The following is a 16563-nucleotide window of genomic DNA, read 5'->3' on the forward strand; positions in this document are numbered from 1 at the left end:
GGTGAACCCGCTGCCACAGGGACCGCACAGTACTTGAATCCTGTGCAGTTCCTGTGGGAGCGGGTTCACCCGCGAAGAGGCCCTGAAAGGCCCCGGAAGGATAAAGCCTGGCGCTTAGTTCCAGCCAGCCCGATCCATCAGGCGAATCGCTTCAGCTTGGCGCTTGCCGGCGATTTCCACCGGAATGCTGTCAGCCTTGAAGCTGCCCCACGCCGCCACTTCGTCCGATGGCTTGACCTTCGGGTTGGCCGGGAACTCCTGGTTGATGTCGGCGAACAGCTTCTGCGCCTCTTCACCGGTCATCCATTCCACCAGCTTCTTCGCTGCCTCCGGATGTGGCGCATGCTTGGTCAGGCCGATGCCCGACAGGTTAACGTGCACACCACGGTCGCCCTGGTTGGGCCAGAAGATCTTCACCGGCAGTTTCGGGTTCTGGTTATGCAGGCGGCCGTAGTAGTAGGTGTTGACCACCCCCACGTCGCACTGACCGGCCTCGATGGCCTGGATCACCGCGTTGTCGTCGGAGAACACGTCGGTGGACAGGTTGTTGACCCAGCCTTTGACGATCTGCTCGGTCTTCGCCTCGCCGTGGGTCTCGATCAGGGTGGCGGTCAGCGACTGGTTGTACACCTTCTTCGCCGTGCGCAGGCACAGGCGGCCTTCCCACTGCTTGTCGGCCAGGGCTTCGTAGGTGCTCAGCTCTTGCGGCTTGACCCGCTCGGTGGAGTAGATGATGGTGCGGGCGCGCAGGCTCAGACCGGTCCAGTCGTGGGACGAGGCGCGGTACTGTGGCGGGATGTTCTGGTCGATGATGTCGGACTTGATCGGCTGCAGGATGCCCATCTGCTCGGCCTGCCACAGGTTGCCGGCATCGACGGTCAGCAGCAGGTCGGCCACACCGTTGTCGCCCTCAGCCTTGATGCGCTGCATCAGTGGGGCTTCCTTGTCGGTGATGAACTTGATCTTGACCCCGGTCTTGGCGGTATAGGCATCGAACACCGGCTTGATCAGCTCGTCGATGCGCGAGGAGTACACCACCACTTCGTCCGCCGCCTGGGCGGTGCCGCCGAACAGGGTCAGGGCCAGGGCGGCCAGTAGGGGCTTGCGTGACAACATGGAAAGCACTCCTCGGATCGTATGAGAGGCGCAAATGGTAGTGAATCCCATTTTCCGACTCATCTACATAGGCGTTACCGGATGTTGCAGAGGGCTTGAGGTCGATGCGGCCCAGGCAGTCTCAAGCCTTGGCGAGATCGGGCAGGTCACCGGTCAAACCCAGCGCCTGCCGCACAAACATCGCCTTGGCCTCCGGCATCTGCTCCACCAGCTTCAACCCGCTGTTACGCAACCAGCGCAACGGCAACGGGTTGGCCTGGAACAACCGCTCGAACCCTTCCATCGCCGCCATCAGCGCCAGGTTGTGCGGCATGCGCCGCCGCTCGTAACGGCTCAGCACCTTCACATCCGCCAGCCGCTCGCCACGCTCGCAGGCGTTGACCAGCACCTCGGCCAGCACCGCAGCATCGAGGAAGCCCAGGTTCACGCCCTGCCCGGCCAGCGGGTGAATGGTGTGCGCAGCATCGCCGATCAATGCCAGGCCTTCATCCACATAGCGCTTGGCGTGGCGCTGGCGCAGCGGCACGCACAGCCGCGGGTCGGCCTGCAGCACATCACCCAGGCGCCCCTCGAAAGCCCGCTCCAGGGCTTTCAGGAAGGCCGTTTCATCCAGTGCCATCAACTGCTCGGCATGCTCCGGGGTGGTCGACCAAACGATCGAGCACCAGTCTTGCTGGCCATCGCGGCTCAACGGCAGGAACGCCAATGGCCCTTCATCGGTAAAGCGCTGCCAGGCCGTGGCCTGGTGCCCGGCGCTGCAACGCACGCTGGTGACGATGGCATGGTGCAGGTAATCCCACTCACGGGTTTCGCAACCGGCCAGGCGCCGCACCGCCGAGTTGGCTCCGTCAGCCGCGATCACCAGCGGCGCACGCAGCTGGCGGCCATCGGCGAGGGTCAGCAGCCACTCGTCGCCGGAGCGGCGCAGCTGTTCGAGCCGCGCGTTGGGCAGCAGGCCGATATCGCTGTCATGCAGGCGCTCCAGCAGGCCGTCCTGCACCACCCGGTTCTCGACGATATGGCCGAGCACCTGGGCATGCACGCTGGCAGCCGAGAAGTGAATCTGCCCGGTGCCACTGCCATCCCATACCTGCATGTCCGAGTAGGGCGTGGCACGCCGCTGGGCAATGCCATCCCAGGCGCCAAGGCGCTCGAGGATGCGCTGGCTGGCCGCCGACAGCGCGCTGACCCGCGGCTCGAACGGGGCCTGGGCATCGAACGGTTTGACCGTCAGCGGGCCACCGTCGAGCAAGAGGATTTGCAAGCCACTGTGGCGTAATGCCAGGGCCAGGGCGCTACCGACCATACCGGCACCGACAATCAACAGATCTGCGCGCATTTCCATGCCTTACGCCAGCCTCGCTTGCGGCTTGAGCCGCACATATAGGGTTTTATCGACCCGCGCCACCAGCTCGCCGGCGCCGTCGCGGATATCGACCTGCAAACGCGGCAGGCACTTCTTGCCGGTGGCGGTCTGCTGGCGGATTTCGTCCAGCAGCGCGTCATCGACGTGGAGTTCGGCATACACCGGGCCTTTGCCCGGCGAAATGAAATCGATGCTGGCGGCCTTGTCCCAGACGATATAGTCACGCCCCAGTTGCTCGATCAGCAGCAGCATGTAGAACGGGTCGACCATCCCGTACAAGCTGCCGCCGCACTGGGTGCCGACATAATTGCGGTTCCAGCGGGTCAGCTTCATCGCCACCTTGACGCTGCGCAGGTCGGGGCTGATGTGCTGCACGCGGATACCAGCGCCGAGGTGCGGCGGGAACAGGTTCAGCCGCCAGCGCAACAGGCGCGCCCGGCGCGCCAGCCTGCGCGCGTCGTCACTCATGACTGACCTCGCGGATCGGGGCGAGTGCCCAGGCCCATGGCCTGGCGGGCGAACCAGCTTTTCGCCGGTGGCAACAGGTCGAGCCCGAGCAGGCCGAGGTTGCGCCCGGCGGCCAGCAATGGCTGGCTACTGCCGAACAGGCGGGTGACCTGGTCGGAAAAGCCGATGGTCATGGCCTGGTCCAGGCGCTGGCGCTGGTGGTAGGCCTGCAATGTGGTCAGGTCGCCAGGCTGCTGCGGGCCGGCCAGCAGCGCCTCGGCCAGCGCCTGCACGTCACGCAGCGACAGGTTGAAGCCCTGGCCGGCAATGGGGTGCAGACTGTGCGCGGCGTTGCCCAGCACCACCAGATGCGGCCGCACCTGCTCCTGAGCCTCGATCAGCGCCAGTGGGTAGAGGTGCCGCGCGCCCACCTGGCGCAAGGCGCCCAGGCGGTAGCCGAACACGCCCTGCAATTCGCGCAGGAAATTGCGCTCGTCGATGTCGGCCAGGCGCCGCGCGTCCATGCCCTGGCGGGTCCAGACCAGCGCGCAGCGGTTATCCGGCAGCGGCAGCAGGGCCATGGGGCCTGCTTCGGTGAAACGCTCGAAGGCCTGGCCGCCGTGGGCCTCGCCCGGGGTGATATTGGCGATCAATGCGCTCTGTTGGTAAGGCGTGTGGCGCACGTGGATGCCCAACTGCTCGCGCAGGCCGGAGCGGCCACCGTCGGCCAGTACCGCCAGGTCGCATTCCAGCCGGGTATCGTCGTTCAGCTGCAGGCGATAGCCGCCTTCGATGGCCTGCATCGCGGTCACTTCCGCCGGGCAGCGCCAGCTCACCACCTCGCTGTCCAGCCCCTGCCACAGGCATTGGCCCAGCCAGGCGTTTTCCACCACATAGCCAAGCGCCGGTACACCCTCTTCCAGGGCATCCAGACGGGTGGCGCCGAAGCGGCCGCGATCGGACACGTGAATCTGCCGGATCGGCTCGGCGCGGTGGCTAATGGCCTGCCACAGGCCCAACTGCTGGTAGATCTGCCGGGTACCGAACGACAGTGCTGACGAACGCGCATCGTAGCTGGGCTGGAAGCTGTCACCGGGGGCGAACGGCTCGATCAGCAGAATCTTCCAGCCTCGCGCCTTGGCCCCGGCCTGCAGGGCCAGGGCGAGACTCGCGCCCACCAGGCCGCCACCGATGATCGCCAGGTTTACCCGATTCATGCGGCGTCCTTGCGGGCGGCCTGCATCAGCGCCTCGATCTCGGCGACCGTGCGCGGCACGCCCGAAGTCAGGATTTCACAGCCTTGCCTGGTCACCACCACGTCGTCCTCGATCCTTACACCAATGCCGCGCCATTTCTTCGCCACGGCCTGATTGTCGGCGCCTATGTAGATGCCCGGTTCGACGGTCAGCGCCATGCCGGGCTCAAGCACCCGCCACTCGCCGCCCACCTTGTACTCGCCCACATCGTGCACATCCATGCCCAGCCAGTGCCCGGCACGATGCATGTAGAAGGCACGATAGGCCTCGCTGTCGATCAGCGCCTGCACCTCGCCGGTCAGCAGGCCCAGCTCCACCAGGCCCTCGGTGATGACCCGCACGGTCGCCTCATGGGCGTGGTTCCAGTGCTTACCGGGGGCGATTTCGGCAAACGCCGCGGCCTGGGCCTTGAGCACCAGCTCGTAGATGGCCTTCTGCTCGGGCGAAAACCGCCCGCTGACCGGGAAGGTACGGGTGATGTCGCTGGCGTAGCAGTCGATCTCGCAGCCGGCATCGATCAACACCAGGTCGCCATCCTTGAGCGGGGCGTCGTTCTGCTGATAGTGCAGGATGCAGCCATTGCGCCCGGCCGCGACGATCGAGCCGTAGGCCGGCATCTTCGCCCCGCCCTTGCGGAACTCGTAGTCCAGCTCGGCTTCCAGGCTGTACTCGTGCAACCCGGCCCGGCAGGCCTGCATGGCCCGCACGTGGGCCCGCGCCGAGATGTCTGCGGCAGTGCGCATCACCTTCACTTCCGCCGCCGATTTATACAGGCGCATGTCGTGCAGCAGATGATCCAGCGCAACGAACTCGTTCGGCGGCTGGGCACCCAGGCGGGCCTTGGAGCGGATCACGTTGATCCAGTCCATCAGCCGGCGGTCGAACTCGGGGTTGCTGCCCATGGCGCTGTACACCCGCTCACGGCCTTCAATCAGGCCCGGCAGGATCTCGTCGATGTCGGTGATGGGGAAGGCATCGTCGGCGCCGAAATCGCGCACCGCGCCTTCCTGGCCGGCCCGCAGACCATCCCACAGCTCGCGTTCGGGGTTGCGTTCACGGCAGAACAGCACGTATTCGCCATGCTCGCGCCCCGGGATCAGCGCAATCACCGCCTCCGGTTCGGGGAACCCGCTGAGGTACTGGAAGTCGCTGTCCTGGCGGTACACATGCTCGACGTCGCGGTTGCGGATGGCAACCGCGGCGGCGGGCAGGATGGCGATGCTATTGGGGACCATCTGCGCCATCAGCGCCTTGCGCCGACGGGCATACTCGGCCTTGGGAATGTGGCTCATGGGCAGACTACCCCGGTTGATCAGTGCAGCGATGGCTTGGGCGCGGGGGCGGCCGGCTTGGCCAGCTCGGAGAACAGCAGCAGGGGTGCCACGCGCAGGTATTCCGTGACTTCCATGTAGTCGCTCTCGCCATCCTCGGACTCTTCGAGGGCTTCCTGAACCTGGGAAATGGCCACCAGGTCCTGCAGCACTTCCTTGGCCTCGTCGGACAGGTCCTTGCCACCGGCATTCAGGCCGAAACCGGTAATGAAGCCCTGGCACCACTGGCCCAGCGCGGTGGCGCGGTCGCTCAGGGCGGCGTCGTCGGAAGGCAGCAGCAGGACGATCGCCATGTCGTCGCTGGTCAGCTCACCTTTGACCATTTCCTGCAGGCCGATCAAGGCATTGCGCACGGTGTCAGCGGGCTCGGTTTCCAGCAACTGGGCGGCATCGGCCAGCCAGCCGTCGGCGTCGAAACCGGCACCGGCGCAGCTGCGGCCGATCAACAGGCCGTGCAGTTCGGCCGGGGTGACAGGATGGCCATTGCTGGACAGCAGCATGGCGAAGGCGATGTAGGGCGATTGGGTATTGGGCATGGGCAGCTAGGCGCCAGACGGCGCAATGACTAGAATGGAGACCTTGTATCCTAGCACCGGCAGGCGCGCCAAGACCATCGGCACTGGCCGTCGCCGCCCAGGGAGAGGCATCATCGCCAGGTGACTCAACGACGGAGCGAATCGAGTGCAACCCACGCAAGAGAACGACCTGCAGGCACTGATGAGCCGATTCGAGTTGCTGATTGAACGTGTCGAGCAACTAAAACGGCAAAATGCACTCCTAGTAGCTCAGGAAAAATCCTGGCGCGAAGAGCGCGCCCACCTCATCGAAAAGAACGAGATCGCCAAGCGCAAGGTCGAGTCGATGATTTTACGCCTCAAGGCTCTGGAGCAAGACTCATGAGTTCAAGCAATAGCGTCACCGTGCAGATCCTCGACAAGGAATATTCGATCATCTGCCCGCCGGAAGAGCGCAACAACCTGGTCAGCGCCGCGCGCTACCTGGACGGCAAGATGCGCGAGATCCGCAGCAGCGGCAAGGTGATCGGCGCCGACCGCATCGCGGTCATGGCGGCGTTGAACATCACCCACGAAATGCTGCACCGCCAGGAAGACCGCAACGCTGCCCCGGCAGGCGGCACCACCCGCGAACAGGTGCGCGATCTGCTGGAACGGGTCGATCAGGCATTGTCCGACGACGCGGATACCAAAATCGGCTGAGATTGGTATACTGGCGCCACTCCCTGGGGGATGCGCCAGTCGGTTATGTCCCTGAGCCGATACGCACAACCACGGGGGTTGCACGCTGGGGCCGGTGTGCATGTCCGCCCGACGGAAAGCCTTAACGCCCCCTGCAATCTCCACCTTGAACTTTCGGGTTCAAGGGCTACACCGATAGCGGTCTTGTCGGGGAGCCTGAATTCTCTTGCCCGCCCCTTCCGGCGGGCAATTCGTTTTGGCCGCCCACGCCGGCCAGCACATCAGGGATCGCCCGTGCCATGACCGACACCGCGCCGCTTACCCGCCCCCAGCTTCGCCGCCTGCTCCGCAATGCCCGCCGCGCCCTCACCCCAGCCCAGCAACGCCAGGCCGCCCTTGGCCTGTACCGCCAGCTGGCACAGCACCCGCTGTTCCGCCGCGCCCGGCACATTGCCCTGTACCTGCCCAACGACGGCGAAATCGACCCTTACCTGCTCCTGCGCGAAGCCCAGCGCCGCGGCAAGCGCACCTACCTGCCGGTACTGCACGCCTGGCCGCGCACGCGCATGGTGTTCCAGCGCTTCGAGCAGGGTGAAAAGCTCAAGCCCAACCGTTTTCGCATTCCGGAGCCGGTCACCGAGCGCAAACGCCAGCGCCCGATCTGGTCGCTGGACCTGATCCTGCTACCGTTGGTCGGTTTCGACGAAGTGGGCGGGCGCCTGGGAATGGGCGGTGGTTTCTATGATCGCAGCCTGGCCTACCAGGCGCGTCGGCAAACCTGGAAAAAGCCGTTGCTGTTGGGGCTGGCACATGAATGCCAGAAGGTCGAGCGACTGGCCCAGGCCAGTTGGGATGTACCGCTGCAGGGGACGGTCTCGGACCGTGGCTGGTACCCGGCGCCGCGTTGAGCGGCGCCGGCAGGGGGCATCAACGTTGCGGCTGGCCGGCGTCGACCGGCATCTGATAGGCGTTGTCCAGCTTGCGCTCCCAGAACCCTTGCGCATAACCGGTAGTGACCACACCCAGGCCGAAAATGAACACCAGGATCCACAACAGATCCGGCTTGTTACGTTGATTCATCGGAGATTGCCCCCCAGGCAAACTGTTCAGGCTCGGCAATTTTCTGGGTATCGCCGGAGCATCGCACTTTAAACGGGGCGCATTTTCCGACAACCTGCGTCTGCACGCAAACCTTGACGCCAACCGGCTGTCGGTTTCGTGCATCAGGTTATTTCAAAGCTTTTCAGGAGCAGCATCCATGGCCTACTGGCTGATGAAATCCGAGCCCGACGAGCTCTCCATCGAAGCCCTCAGCCGCCTCGGCGAAGCGCGCTGGGACGGCGTGCGCAACTACCAGGCACGCAATTTCCTGCGGGCCATGAGCGTTGGTGACGAGTTCTTCTTCTACCACTCCAGCTGCCCGCAACCGGGTATCGCCGGCATTGCCAGAATCACCCGTGCGGCCTACCCGGACCCGACCGCGCTGGACCCGCAAAGCCACTACTACGATGCCAAGGCCACGACCGACAAGAACCCGTGGAGCGCGGTGGATGTGGCCCATGTGCAAACCCTGCCACGGGTGCTGGAGCTGGGCTGGTTGAAACAGCAGGCTGGCCTGGCCGAATTGCCGCTGGTGCAAAAGGGCAGCCGCCTGTCGGTGATGCCGGTGACGCCAGAGCAGTGGGCAGTGATTGTCGCTTTGCGCTGAAACTGCGCCTAAGGTCAGTCTTTGCACAGTTACTCGGTACTTGTGGGAGCGGCCTTGCGTCGCGAAAGGGTTGCGAAGCAGCCCCAGAAATTTATGCAGGGGCGCGAAAATCCTGGGGCCGCGTTGCGGCCCTTTCGCGACACAAGGCCGCTCCCACAGGCACCGCATAAAGACTTTGACCGATATCAACACGCCGCGCGTGGCCGCAAGCCATGATGCAGTGTGCATGACCGCAAGGATGCAGAACGATGAACCGATATGCCCCCAGGATCTTCGCCACCGCGCTGATCGCCCTACTCGCAGCAGCCGGTGGGCTGGGATACTGGAAGTCGCTTCACGACCAGTTGCCCGAAGGCCTGAGCATGGGCAACGGTCGCCTCGAAGCCACCGAAGTGCAGATCGCCAGCAAGATCCCCGGCCGCCTGGCCGAAGTGCTGGTCGACGAAGGTGACAAGGTCACTCGCGGCCAGCTGTTGGCGCGTATCGACACCCGCACCATGGAAGCCCAGCGCAACCAGGCCGAAGCCGAAGTGCTGCGCGCCCGGGAAAACTACGCCGCCGCCCAGGCCAGCGTACAGCTGCGCCAAAGCGAGCTGCTGCTGGCCAGCCAGGAGCTCAAGCGCGTGCGCGAGATCTTCCAGCGCAAATATGCCAGCCAGCAATTGCTCGACCAACAGCAGGCGCGCTTCGACACGGCCAACGCCGCCGTGGTCGCCGCCCGCGCCCAACTGGCGGCGATCAAGGCCGCCATCGGCGCCGCCGAGGCCCAGGTGGCGCAGCTCACCAGCGAAATCGACGACAGCAGCCTGCGCGCACCAATCGACGGCATCATCCAGCTGCGCCTGGCCGAACCCGGTGAAGTGCTGGGTGCCGGCGGCCGCGTGCTGATGCTGATCGACCCCAGTGACCAGTACATGAACCTTTACCTGCCGGCCTCCACCAGCGGCCGGCTGACCGTCGGCGACCAGGCGCGAATCGTGCTCGATGCCCTGCCCGAGCGGGCGCTGCCGGCGAAGGTGGCCTTTGTCGCGGCCAAGGCCCAGTTCACCCCCAAGCAGGTGGAAACCCGCGACGAGCGGCAGAAGCTGGTGTTCCGGGTCAAGCTGCGCCTGAGCGACCCGGGCGCCGTGCCGCAGGCCAAGCCGGGCATGCCAGGCGCCGGCTATGTACGCACGGCTGAGGTGGACTGGCCGGCCAACCTGCAATGAACGCCCCGGCACTGCTGGCCGAGGGCATCAGTCACCGCTATGGCGACCTGGTAGCCCTGCACCCCCTTGGCTTCAGCCTGCCGGCGGGCACCCGCTGCGCGCTGATCGGCCCTGACGGGGCTGGCAAATCGACCCTGCTGGGGCTGATCGCCGGCGTCAAGCGTCTGCAACAGGGCGAACTGCAGGTGCTGGGCGGTTCGATCCGCCAGCGGCGCCATCGTGCGGCGCTGTACCCGAAAGTAGCCTTCATGCCGCAGGGATTGGGCAACAACCTTTATCCGGAGCTGTCGATCCGCGAGAACATCCGCTTTTTCGCCACCCTGTTCGGCCTCGGCCGCCGTGAGTGCGAACAGCGCATGGCCAACCTGCTGCAGGCCACCGACCTGCAGCGCTTTGCCGAGCGCCCGGCGGGCAAGCTGTCGGGCGGCATGAAGCAGAAGCTGGGCCTGTGCTGCGCACTGATCCACGAGCCGGACCTGCTGATCCTCGACGAACCGACCACCGGCGTCGACCCGCTGTCGCGGCGGCGCTTCTGGGAGCTGGTCGAACAGGTGCGCGGGCAACGCCCGCAATTGACCCTGCTGGTGGCCACCGCCTACATGGAGGAAGCCGAACAATTCGAGCATTGCCTGATGCTCGATGGCGGCCGCCTGCTGGCCGCGGGCCCCAGCCATGAACTGGCCGCAGTCACCGCCAGTGGCAAGCTGGACGACGCCTTCACCCACTACCAGGGCGCGGGCAAGGCTAAACACCCTCCGCTCATCATCCCGCCGCGCCCGGCCACTGACAGCCCGGTCGCCATCGAGGCCCACGACCTGACCCTGCGTTTTGGCGATTTCACTGCAGTGAACAAGGTCAGTTTCGCCATTGGCCGCGGGGAGATCTTCGGCTTCCTCGGCTCTAACGGCTGTGGCAAGACCACCACCATGAAAGTGCTCACCGGCCTGATGCCGGCCAGCGAGGGCAGCGCCAGCCTGCTCGGTCGCCCGGTGGATGCCAGCGACCTGGCCACGCGCAAGCGGGTCGGTTTCATGTCGCAAAGTTTTTCGCTGTATGGCGAACTCAGCACCCGGCAGAACCTGGCCCTGCATGCCCGCCTGTTCGACCTGCCCAAGGTCGAGAGCGCCCAGCGTATCGACGAGCTGATCGAGCGCTTCGACCTCAGCGCCATCGCCGACCAGCCGTCCGGCGCCCTGCCCCTCGGCCTGCGCCAGCGCCTGTCACTGGCGGTAGCGGTGCTGCACCACCCGGAAGTGCTGATCCTCGACGAACCCACCTCCGGCGTCGACCCGGCTGCCCGTGACGATTTCTGGCGGCTGCTGGTGGAGCTCTCACGCGAGCAGGGCGTGACCATTTTCCTCTCCACCCACTTCATGAACGAAGCCCAGCGCTGCGACCGTATCTCGCTGATGCATGCCGGCCGGGTGCTGGCCTGCGACACGCCGGATGCCCTGCAACGCCAGTACCAGGGCAACACCCTGGAAGACGCGTTCGTGCGCTGTCTGGAGCAAGCCCAGGAACTGGCGCCACAAGCCACCGACAACGCCGTGCTGGAGCAGGCCACCACACCTGCGCCGGCGCTGCGCCGGGGTTTCAGCCTGCGTCGTCTGCTGGCGGTGGCCAGTCGTGAGGGCAAGGAGTTGCTGCGCGACAAGGTGCGCCTGGCCTTCGCCCTGCTGGGGGCGATGTTCATGATGGTGATCTTCGGCTATGGCATTTCCCTGGATGTGGAAAACCTTGCCTTCGCCGTGCACGACCAGGACCAGAGCCCGCAAAGCCGGGCCTACCTCGAAGCCTTCCGTGGTTCACGCTATTTCGCCGAACAGGCGCCCATCCGCGATACTCGCGAAATGCACCAGCGCCTGCAGCGCTCGGAAATCAAACTGGCACTGGAAATTCCGCCCGGCTTTGGCCGCGACCTGTACGCCGGGCGCCAACCGGTGGTGGCCGCCTGGCTCGACGGCGGCATGCCGTTCCGCGCGGAAACCAGCCGCAACTACGTGGAAGCGGTGCACCAGGCCAACCTCGAGCAACTGGCCAAGGCCAGCCCACAGCCGCAGCCGCGCCAGGACCTGGTGCGCCTGGAAACGCGTTTTCGCTACAACCAGGACGTAGTCAGCGTGAACGCCATCGGCCCGGGGGTGATGGCGTTGATCCTGGCCTTCATCCCGGCCATGCTCACCGCGCTGGGCATCGTCCGCGAGAAAGAGCTCGGCTCCATCACCAACTTCTACGCCACACCCCTCACCCGCCTAGAGTTCCTGCTCGGCAAGCAGATGCCCTATCTGGTCGTGAGCCTGGTCAACCTGGCGCTGCTGGTGGCGATGAACCGCTGGCTGTTCGCCGTGCCGCTCAAGGGCAGCGTGCTGGCCCTGGCCTGTGGCGGCGTCGCCTACCTGCTGGCGACCACCAGCCTGGGCCTGCTGATCTCGGCCTTCACCCGCACCCAGATCGCCGCCATCCTCGGCACCATGATCATCACCAGCCTGCCGACCATCCAGTTCTCCGGGCTGATCGTGCCACGCTCGTCGCTGGACGGCGCGGCGGCGGTGATGGGCCAGCTGTTCCCGGCGGGCTACTTCCTCGACATCGCGGTCGGCACCTTCACCAAGGCATTGGGCCTGCGCGAACTGTGGCCGCAGTGCCTGATCCTGCTGAGCTTCTTTGCCGTGTTCACCGGCCTGAGCCTGGCCATGCTGAAGAAGCAGGAGGCCTGAGATGTCGCGCCTGAACCACACCCTGCGCCTGGGCCTGAAAGAGCTGACCAGCCTGCGCCATGACAGCGTGCTGCTGTTGTTCCTGCTGTATGCCTTCAGCGTGGCCATCTACATGCCGGCGGCCGGCTCGGTGATCGGCGTGCACAACGCCAGCGTCGCGATGGTGGACGAAGACCACAGCCTGCTCTCGCGCAAGCTCGGCGAAGCCCTGCAACCGCCCGAGTTCCAGCCCGCCGTGCCGCTGGCCCCGCAGCGCCTGGACCAGGCCATGGACAGCGGCCAGTACACCTTCGTGATCAACGTGCCAGTGAATTTCCAGAGCGACCTGCTGGCCGGGCGCTCGCCAGAGCTGCAGATCAACGTCGACGCCACGGCCATGAGCCAGGCGTTCATGGGTGCCGGCTACATCGGCCGCATCTTCGAACGCGAGCTGCTCGACTACAGCCAGCGCAGCAACACGCAGAGCCCGGTGGAAATCAACGCCAAGGCCCTGTTCAACCCCAACCTTGAGGGTGGCTGGTTCCTGGCGGTTATCCAGATCGTCAACAACATCACCATCCTGGCGATCATCCTCACCGGCACCGCGCTGCTGCGCGAGCGCGAACACGGCACTCTCGACCACCTGCTGGTGCTGCCGCTGACCGCGCTGGAAATCATGCTGGCGAAAATCGCCAGCAACGCGCTGGTGGTGGTGATCTGCACCTGGATTTCGCTGGTGGTGGTGGTCGAGGGTGCGCTGGGCGTGCCACTGTCCGGCTCGATGGGGCTGTTCCTGGCCGTGACCGGGCTGTACCTGTTCGCCAGTACCGCACTGGGCATCTTCCTCGCCACCCTGGCGCGCTCGACGCCGCAGTTCGGCCTGCTGGCGATTCCGGTGATCATCCCGATGCTGTTGCTGTCTGGCGGCAGCACGCCGCTGGACAGCATGCCGCAGTGGCTGCAGTGGGTGATGCAGGGGTCGCCGTCGACGCACTTCGTCAGCCTTGGCGCCGCAATCCTGTTCCGTGATGCCGGGTGGACGGTGGTGTGGCCGGACATCCTGGCACTGGCCGTGATCGGGCTAGTGTTCTTCGGTGTGGCGCTGGCGCGGTTTCGCCGAAGCCTGGCGTCCTGATCCAAATTGGGATCTAGCACAAAGACAAAGGGCGCCTTTCGGCGCCCTACTCACAGACAGGTCGGCTTGTCATCGCCATACACCTGCCCGGCTCTGTAATTGCTGGTTGAACCAGGATCCGCAGAGTCTTGCAAGCCCCTTACGGGAACAGGCTCATTATCACGTATCGAGCGTTACATTGCCAACAGACTGCACTGTTGCTGGATGTGTGAAACCCAGCGTAAAGCCAACAGCAGCCCTCACGGCGGCGAAATGCTCTGGGCGCATTGTAAAGGTGATGTATTCCCGACCACCGCCCTGCCGCGACCTGACCCGACATCTGTCCAGTCTGGAGGTAGCTACCGTGTAGATCATGTCGCACTTGGCCCAGCATGTCAGGGCCGGGCCAGGCAGATAGCTCGGCAGCACAACGTGATGCCTTGTCATGTGATCCGGTGCGGTGGTACTCAGCGGGATTATCGTCACCAACTGACGGTTTTGACTGTGCTTGCGAAGAACGACAACGGGGCGCACCTTGATCATTTCAGGCACTTGAAAGCCTGAAAAGTCGCACATCAGTACAGTCGCCTCTTTCGGCTGGTACTTCAAAGGCATTGCCAACACTCTCAAGCAACTGAAGACAAGGCACAATTTAGCTTGGCCTTGGCTTCAGAAACCGAAAACTGGCGGGCTTACAGGAAAGACGGAAAGGTCCTACAACCGTGGTAAGCCTGACTTCAATCCAGCTCACCAGCAATCGACCTCACAGTGCTTCAGGTCACTGCACGATCAGGTTGTTGAACAGCAGGTCTTCAACGATAGGCTTGCCCTCTTCGGCTTCCATCACCTGCTGCACCTGTTTCAGCGCGTCCTGGCGAAGATGCTCCTTGGCTTCGACATTGCTCATGCTGTCCACCGACTGTTGGGTGAACAGCGCCACCAGCTGGTTACGGATCAGCGGCTCGTGGTGCTTCACCGCCTTCGCGGCTTCGTCGCCGGTCACACGCAGCGCCACGTCGGCCTTGTACACGCGCAGCCGCGGGCTCCCGTCGAGGGCATAGTTGCCGACAAAGGGCGGGCTCAGGCTGATGTAGGCGACCTTGGGCGCCCCTTCCTTGGCTTCCTCGGCCATGGCCGCAGCCGGCAGCAGCAGCGCCAGCACCATCAAGATCCACGCTTTCACGAATTCGCTCCTCAATACAGTTGGTGCCAGCTTACCCAGCATGCCGCTCAAACCCAAGCCCGGGCTTGTGCCGCCACTTATGCCCGCACATCAGGGCGGGCCATGCTCGTTGACCGGGCAGACGGCCCTCCTACACTTATCGGCCACGACCCGCAAAGGAATAGCCCCGATGAAAGCTGTGTTGTGCAAAACCCTGGGCCCGGCACGCGACCTGGTGCTGGAAGAGGTGACTAGCCCGGTGCCAAAGAAAAACGAGATTCTGCTGGATGTGCAGGCCGCCGGGGTCAACTTCCCCGACACCCTGATCATCGAAGGCAAGTACCAGTTCCAGCCACCGTTGCCGTTCTCACCGGGCTGCGAGGCGGCGGGCGTGGTAGCCGCAGTCGGCGAAAAAGCCGGCACCTTCAAGATCGGCGACCGGGTCATGGCGCTGACTGGCTGGGGTGCATTCGCCGAGCAGGTGGCAGTGCCGTTCTACAACGTGCAGCCGATCCCGGCGAGCATGGACTTCACCAGCGCTGCAGCGTTCGGCATGACCTACGGCACCTCCATGCACGCTCTGCGCCAGCGCGGCCAGTTGCAGGCGGGCGAGACCCTGCTGGTACTGGGGGCATCCGGCGGGGTCGGCCTGGCGGCGGTGGAGATCGGCAAGGCCATGGGCGCGCGGGTGATCGCGGCCGCCAGCAGTGCGGAAAAACTGGCCGTGGCCAAGGCGGCCGGGGCGGACGAACTGATCGACTATAGCCAGGCCAGCCTGCGTGACGAGATCAAGCGCCTGACCGGCGGCCAGGGGGTGGACGTGATCTACGACCCGGTGGGCGGCGAGCTGTTCGAGCAGGCGGTGCGCGGGCTGGCCTGGAATGGCCGGTTGCTGGTGGTGGGTTTTGCCAGTGGGACCATCCCGCAGTTGGCGGCCAACCTGGTGTTGCTCAAGGGCGCGGCGGTGGTGGGGGTGTTCTGGGGGGCGTTTGCCCAGCGCCAGCCGGAAGACAACGCGGCCAACTTCCGGCAGCTGTTTGCCTGGCATGCCGAAGGCAAGTTGAAGCCGCTGGTGTCGCAGACTTATCCACTGGCTGAGGCCGGGGCTGCCATTGAGAGGCTGGGGCAGCGCCAGGCTGTGGGTAAGTTGGTGGTGCTGGCCAGGTAAGACAGTTCCGGCCTCTTCGCGGGTGAACCCGCTCCCACAGGTACAGCGCTGCCCTCAGGCATTGCGCGATCCCTGTGGGAGCGGGTTTACCCGCGAAGAGGCCGGTGCGGGCTGTTCACACTTCGCGCAGGTTATGGCAGCGCCTGAACCGCGCCTCCAGGTTGCGATCGGGCATCTGATGGCTGCGCAAGGCATTCAAGGTCTGCTCGACATAATCGCGGGTGGTGCCATAGCGCCCTTTGGCACTGGCCAGGATCTGGCTAAGCAAGGTGTCCGGCAGGTTCCCGGCATAGCACGGCAAATGCCGCTCCAGCACGAAGCCCAGGGCCTGCACCTTGCTGCCATCACCCAACCGGCAACTGAGCCAGTGCGGTCGGTACGCCGGGTACGGCATCTCGCGCTGCCACAGGGCCATCAGCGATTCGTCCAGGCTGCTCTCATCCAGCCGATAGGCAAAGCCACTGCAGGAGCCACCACGGTCCAGACCGAACACCAGGCCGGGGGTTTCCGGGGTGCCGCGGTGTTCGTGCGACCACAGGTACAAGCCGCGGTGGTAACCATGTACCCGCGCCCGTTGGCGCTCCACCGAGTTGCACTCCGGCCGCCAGATCAACGAACCATAGGCGAACAACCACACCGGCCCACCCTGATGGCGAGACATGGTGGTCTTCATGGAGTTGAACAACTGTTCGCGAGTATGTTGCTGACCGAAGTCGAGTGTCGGTGGATATGAAACTTCCCAGGACATACTTTCAAGTGCCGACATAAGCTGCCGCCATTATCCCTGTGAACTAC

At 64.8% G+C, this 16563-nt stretch carries 18 protein-coding genes and 1 other RNA gene; 9 read left to right on the forward strand and 10 right to left on the reverse strand.

Translation table 11 applies throughout. The features are described from left to right. Nucleotides 1-114: 114 nt before the first annotated feature. The 6 genes from FQ664_RS25095 to FQ664_RS25120 all read right to left on the reverse strand — a co-directional run bounded on the left by FQ664_RS25095 (nucleotide 115) and on the right by FQ664_RS25120 (nucleotide 6052). On the reverse strand, nucleotides 115-1116 hold the full coding sequence (locus FQ664_RS25095; RefSeq protein ID WP_144175674.1) for an extracellular solute-binding protein: 1002 nt from the start codon (nucleotides 1114-1116) through the stop codon (nucleotides 115-117). A gap of 121 nt (nucleotides 1117-1237) precedes the next feature. Continuing rightward, nucleotides 1238-2455: a 2-octaprenyl-3-methyl-6-methoxy-1,4-benzoquinol hydroxylase gene (locus FQ664_RS25100; RefSeq protein ID WP_178091049.1), complete on the reverse strand. Its 1218-nt coding sequence runs from the start codon at nucleotides 2453-2455 to the stop codon at nucleotides 1238-1240. Between the two features lie 9 nt (nucleotides 2456-2464). After that, complete coding sequence (locus tag FQ664_RS25105) at nucleotides 2465-2950, reverse strand: DUF4442 domain-containing protein (RefSeq protein ID WP_063912164.1); 486 nt, start codon at nucleotides 2948-2950, stop codon at nucleotides 2465-2467. Continuing rightward, entirely contained in the window at nucleotides 2947-4146 is a 1200-nt protein-coding gene (gene ubiH / locus FQ664_RS25110; RefSeq protein ID WP_144175676.1) for a 2-octaprenyl-6-methoxyphenyl hydroxylase, read from the reverse strand. Before ubiH ends, FQ664_RS25105 begins: the two co-directional genes overlap by 4 nt. Further along, nucleotides 4143-5477: a Xaa-Pro aminopeptidase gene (pepP, locus tag FQ664_RS25115; RefSeq protein ID WP_144175677.1), complete on the reverse strand. Its 1335-nt coding sequence runs from the start codon at nucleotides 5475-5477 to the stop codon at nucleotides 4143-4145. Before pepP ends, ubiH begins: the two co-directional genes overlap by 4 nt. A 20-nt stretch (nucleotides 5478-5497) precedes the next feature. Beyond that, nucleotides 5498-6052, reverse strand: a complete 555-nt coding sequence (locus FQ664_RS25120) for a YecA/YgfB family protein (protein ID WP_144175678.1) — start codon at nucleotides 6050-6052, stop codon at nucleotides 5498-5500. A 181-nt stretch (nucleotides 6053-6233) separates the two neighbouring features. On the opposite strand from FQ664_RS25120, the gene FQ664_RS25125 reads away from it, so the two are divergent. The 4 genes from FQ664_RS25125 to FQ664_RS25140 all read left to right on the forward strand — a co-directional run bounded on the left by FQ664_RS25125 (nucleotide 6234) and on the right by FQ664_RS25140 (nucleotide 7620). Beyond that, nucleotides 6234-6416 (forward strand): TIGR02449 family protein, encoded by a 183-nt coding sequence (locus tag FQ664_RS25125; protein ID WP_029886233.1) that lies wholly within the window; start codon nucleotides 6234-6236, stop codon nucleotides 6414-6416. Then, complete coding sequence (locus FQ664_RS25130) at nucleotides 6413-6733, forward strand: cell division protein ZapA (RefSeq protein ID WP_087499831.1); 321 nt, start codon at nucleotides 6413-6415, stop codon at nucleotides 6731-6733. Before FQ664_RS25125 ends, FQ664_RS25130 begins: the two co-directional genes overlap by 4 nt. 17 nt (nucleotides 6734-6750) lie before the next feature. Then, nucleotides 6751-6930: non-coding RNA, 6S RNA (ssrS, locus tag FQ664_RS25135), on the forward strand. 81 nt (nucleotides 6931-7011) lie between these two features. Beyond that, a complete protein-coding gene (locus FQ664_RS25140; RefSeq protein ID WP_144175679.1) occupies nucleotides 7012-7620 on the forward strand; it encodes a 5-formyltetrahydrofolate cyclo-ligase in 609 nt (202 codons plus the stop codon). Between the two features lie 19 nt (nucleotides 7621-7639). On the opposite strand, the gene FQ664_RS27325 is transcribed toward FQ664_RS25140, so the two are convergent. After that, the gene (locus FQ664_RS27325; RefSeq protein ID WP_178091050.1) at nucleotides 7640-7792 is read right to left on the reverse strand and encodes a hypothetical protein; all 153 of its coding nucleotides are present in this window, start codon (nucleotides 7790-7792) and stop codon (nucleotides 7640-7642) included. Between the two features lie 178 nt (nucleotides 7793-7970). Here FQ664_RS27325 and FQ664_RS25145 point away from each other — a divergent pair, with 178 nt between their 5' ends. From FQ664_RS25145 to FQ664_RS25165, 4 genes are all read left to right on the forward strand, one after another. Beyond that, on the forward strand, nucleotides 7971-8420 hold the full coding sequence (locus FQ664_RS25145; protein ID WP_144175681.1) for an EVE domain-containing protein: 450 nt from the start codon (nucleotides 7971-7973) through the stop codon (nucleotides 8418-8420). Between the two features lie 248 nt (nucleotides 8421-8668). Continuing rightward, nucleotides 8669-9628: an HlyD family secretion protein gene (locus tag FQ664_RS25155; protein ID WP_144175683.1), complete on the forward strand. Its 960-nt coding sequence runs from the start codon at nucleotides 8669-8671 to the stop codon at nucleotides 9626-9628. After that, the gene (gene rbbA / locus FQ664_RS25160) at nucleotides 9625-12345 is read left to right on the forward strand and encodes a ribosome-associated ATPase/putative transporter RbbA (protein ID WP_144175684.1); all 2721 of its coding nucleotides are present in this window, start codon (nucleotides 9625-9627) and stop codon (nucleotides 12343-12345) included. The genes FQ664_RS25155 and rbbA overlap by 4 nt, the downstream gene beginning before the upstream one ends. Before the next feature lies 1 nt (nucleotide 12346). Further along, nucleotides 12347-13459, forward strand: coding sequence for an ABC transporter permease (locus FQ664_RS25165; RefSeq protein ID WP_144175685.1), 1113 nt, complete (start codon nucleotides 12347-12349; stop codon nucleotides 13457-13459). Between the two features lie 159 nt (nucleotides 13460-13618). Here FQ664_RS25165 and FQ664_RS25170 read toward each other — a convergent pair whose 3' ends face one another. Both FQ664_RS25170 and FQ664_RS25175 read right to left on the reverse strand, forming a co-directional pair. Further along, nucleotides 13619-14053, reverse strand: a complete 435-nt coding sequence (locus FQ664_RS25170; protein WP_230385073.1) for a type II toxin-antitoxin system PemK/MazF family toxin — start codon at nucleotides 14051-14053, stop codon at nucleotides 13619-13621. Between the two features lie 163 nt (nucleotides 14054-14216). Continuing rightward, nucleotides 14217-14621 (reverse strand): flagellar basal body-associated protein FliL, encoded by a 405-nt coding sequence (locus tag FQ664_RS25175; RefSeq protein WP_144175686.1) that lies wholly within the window; start codon nucleotides 14619-14621, stop codon nucleotides 14217-14219. Between the two features lie 169 nt (nucleotides 14622-14790). Between FQ664_RS25175 and FQ664_RS25180 the strand changes: the two genes are divergently transcribed. Next, complete coding sequence (locus tag FQ664_RS25180) at nucleotides 14791-15768, forward strand: NADPH:quinone oxidoreductase family protein (RefSeq protein WP_144175687.1); 978 nt, start codon at nucleotides 14791-14793, stop codon at nucleotides 15766-15768. A gap of 115 nt (nucleotides 15769-15883) precedes the next feature. Here FQ664_RS25180 and FQ664_RS25185 read toward each other — a convergent pair whose 3' ends face one another. Further along, the gene (locus FQ664_RS25185; protein ID WP_025341060.1) at nucleotides 15884-16534 is read right to left on the reverse strand and encodes a gamma-glutamylcyclotransferase; all 651 of its coding nucleotides are present in this window, start codon (nucleotides 16532-16534) and stop codon (nucleotides 15884-15886) included. Nucleotides 16535-16563 lie beyond the last annotated feature (29 nt).

It is taken from the genome of Pseudomonas persica (assembly GCF_900291015.1).
GTDB lineage: Bacteria > Pseudomonadota > Gammaproteobacteria > Pseudomonadales > Pseudomonadaceae > Aquipseudomonas.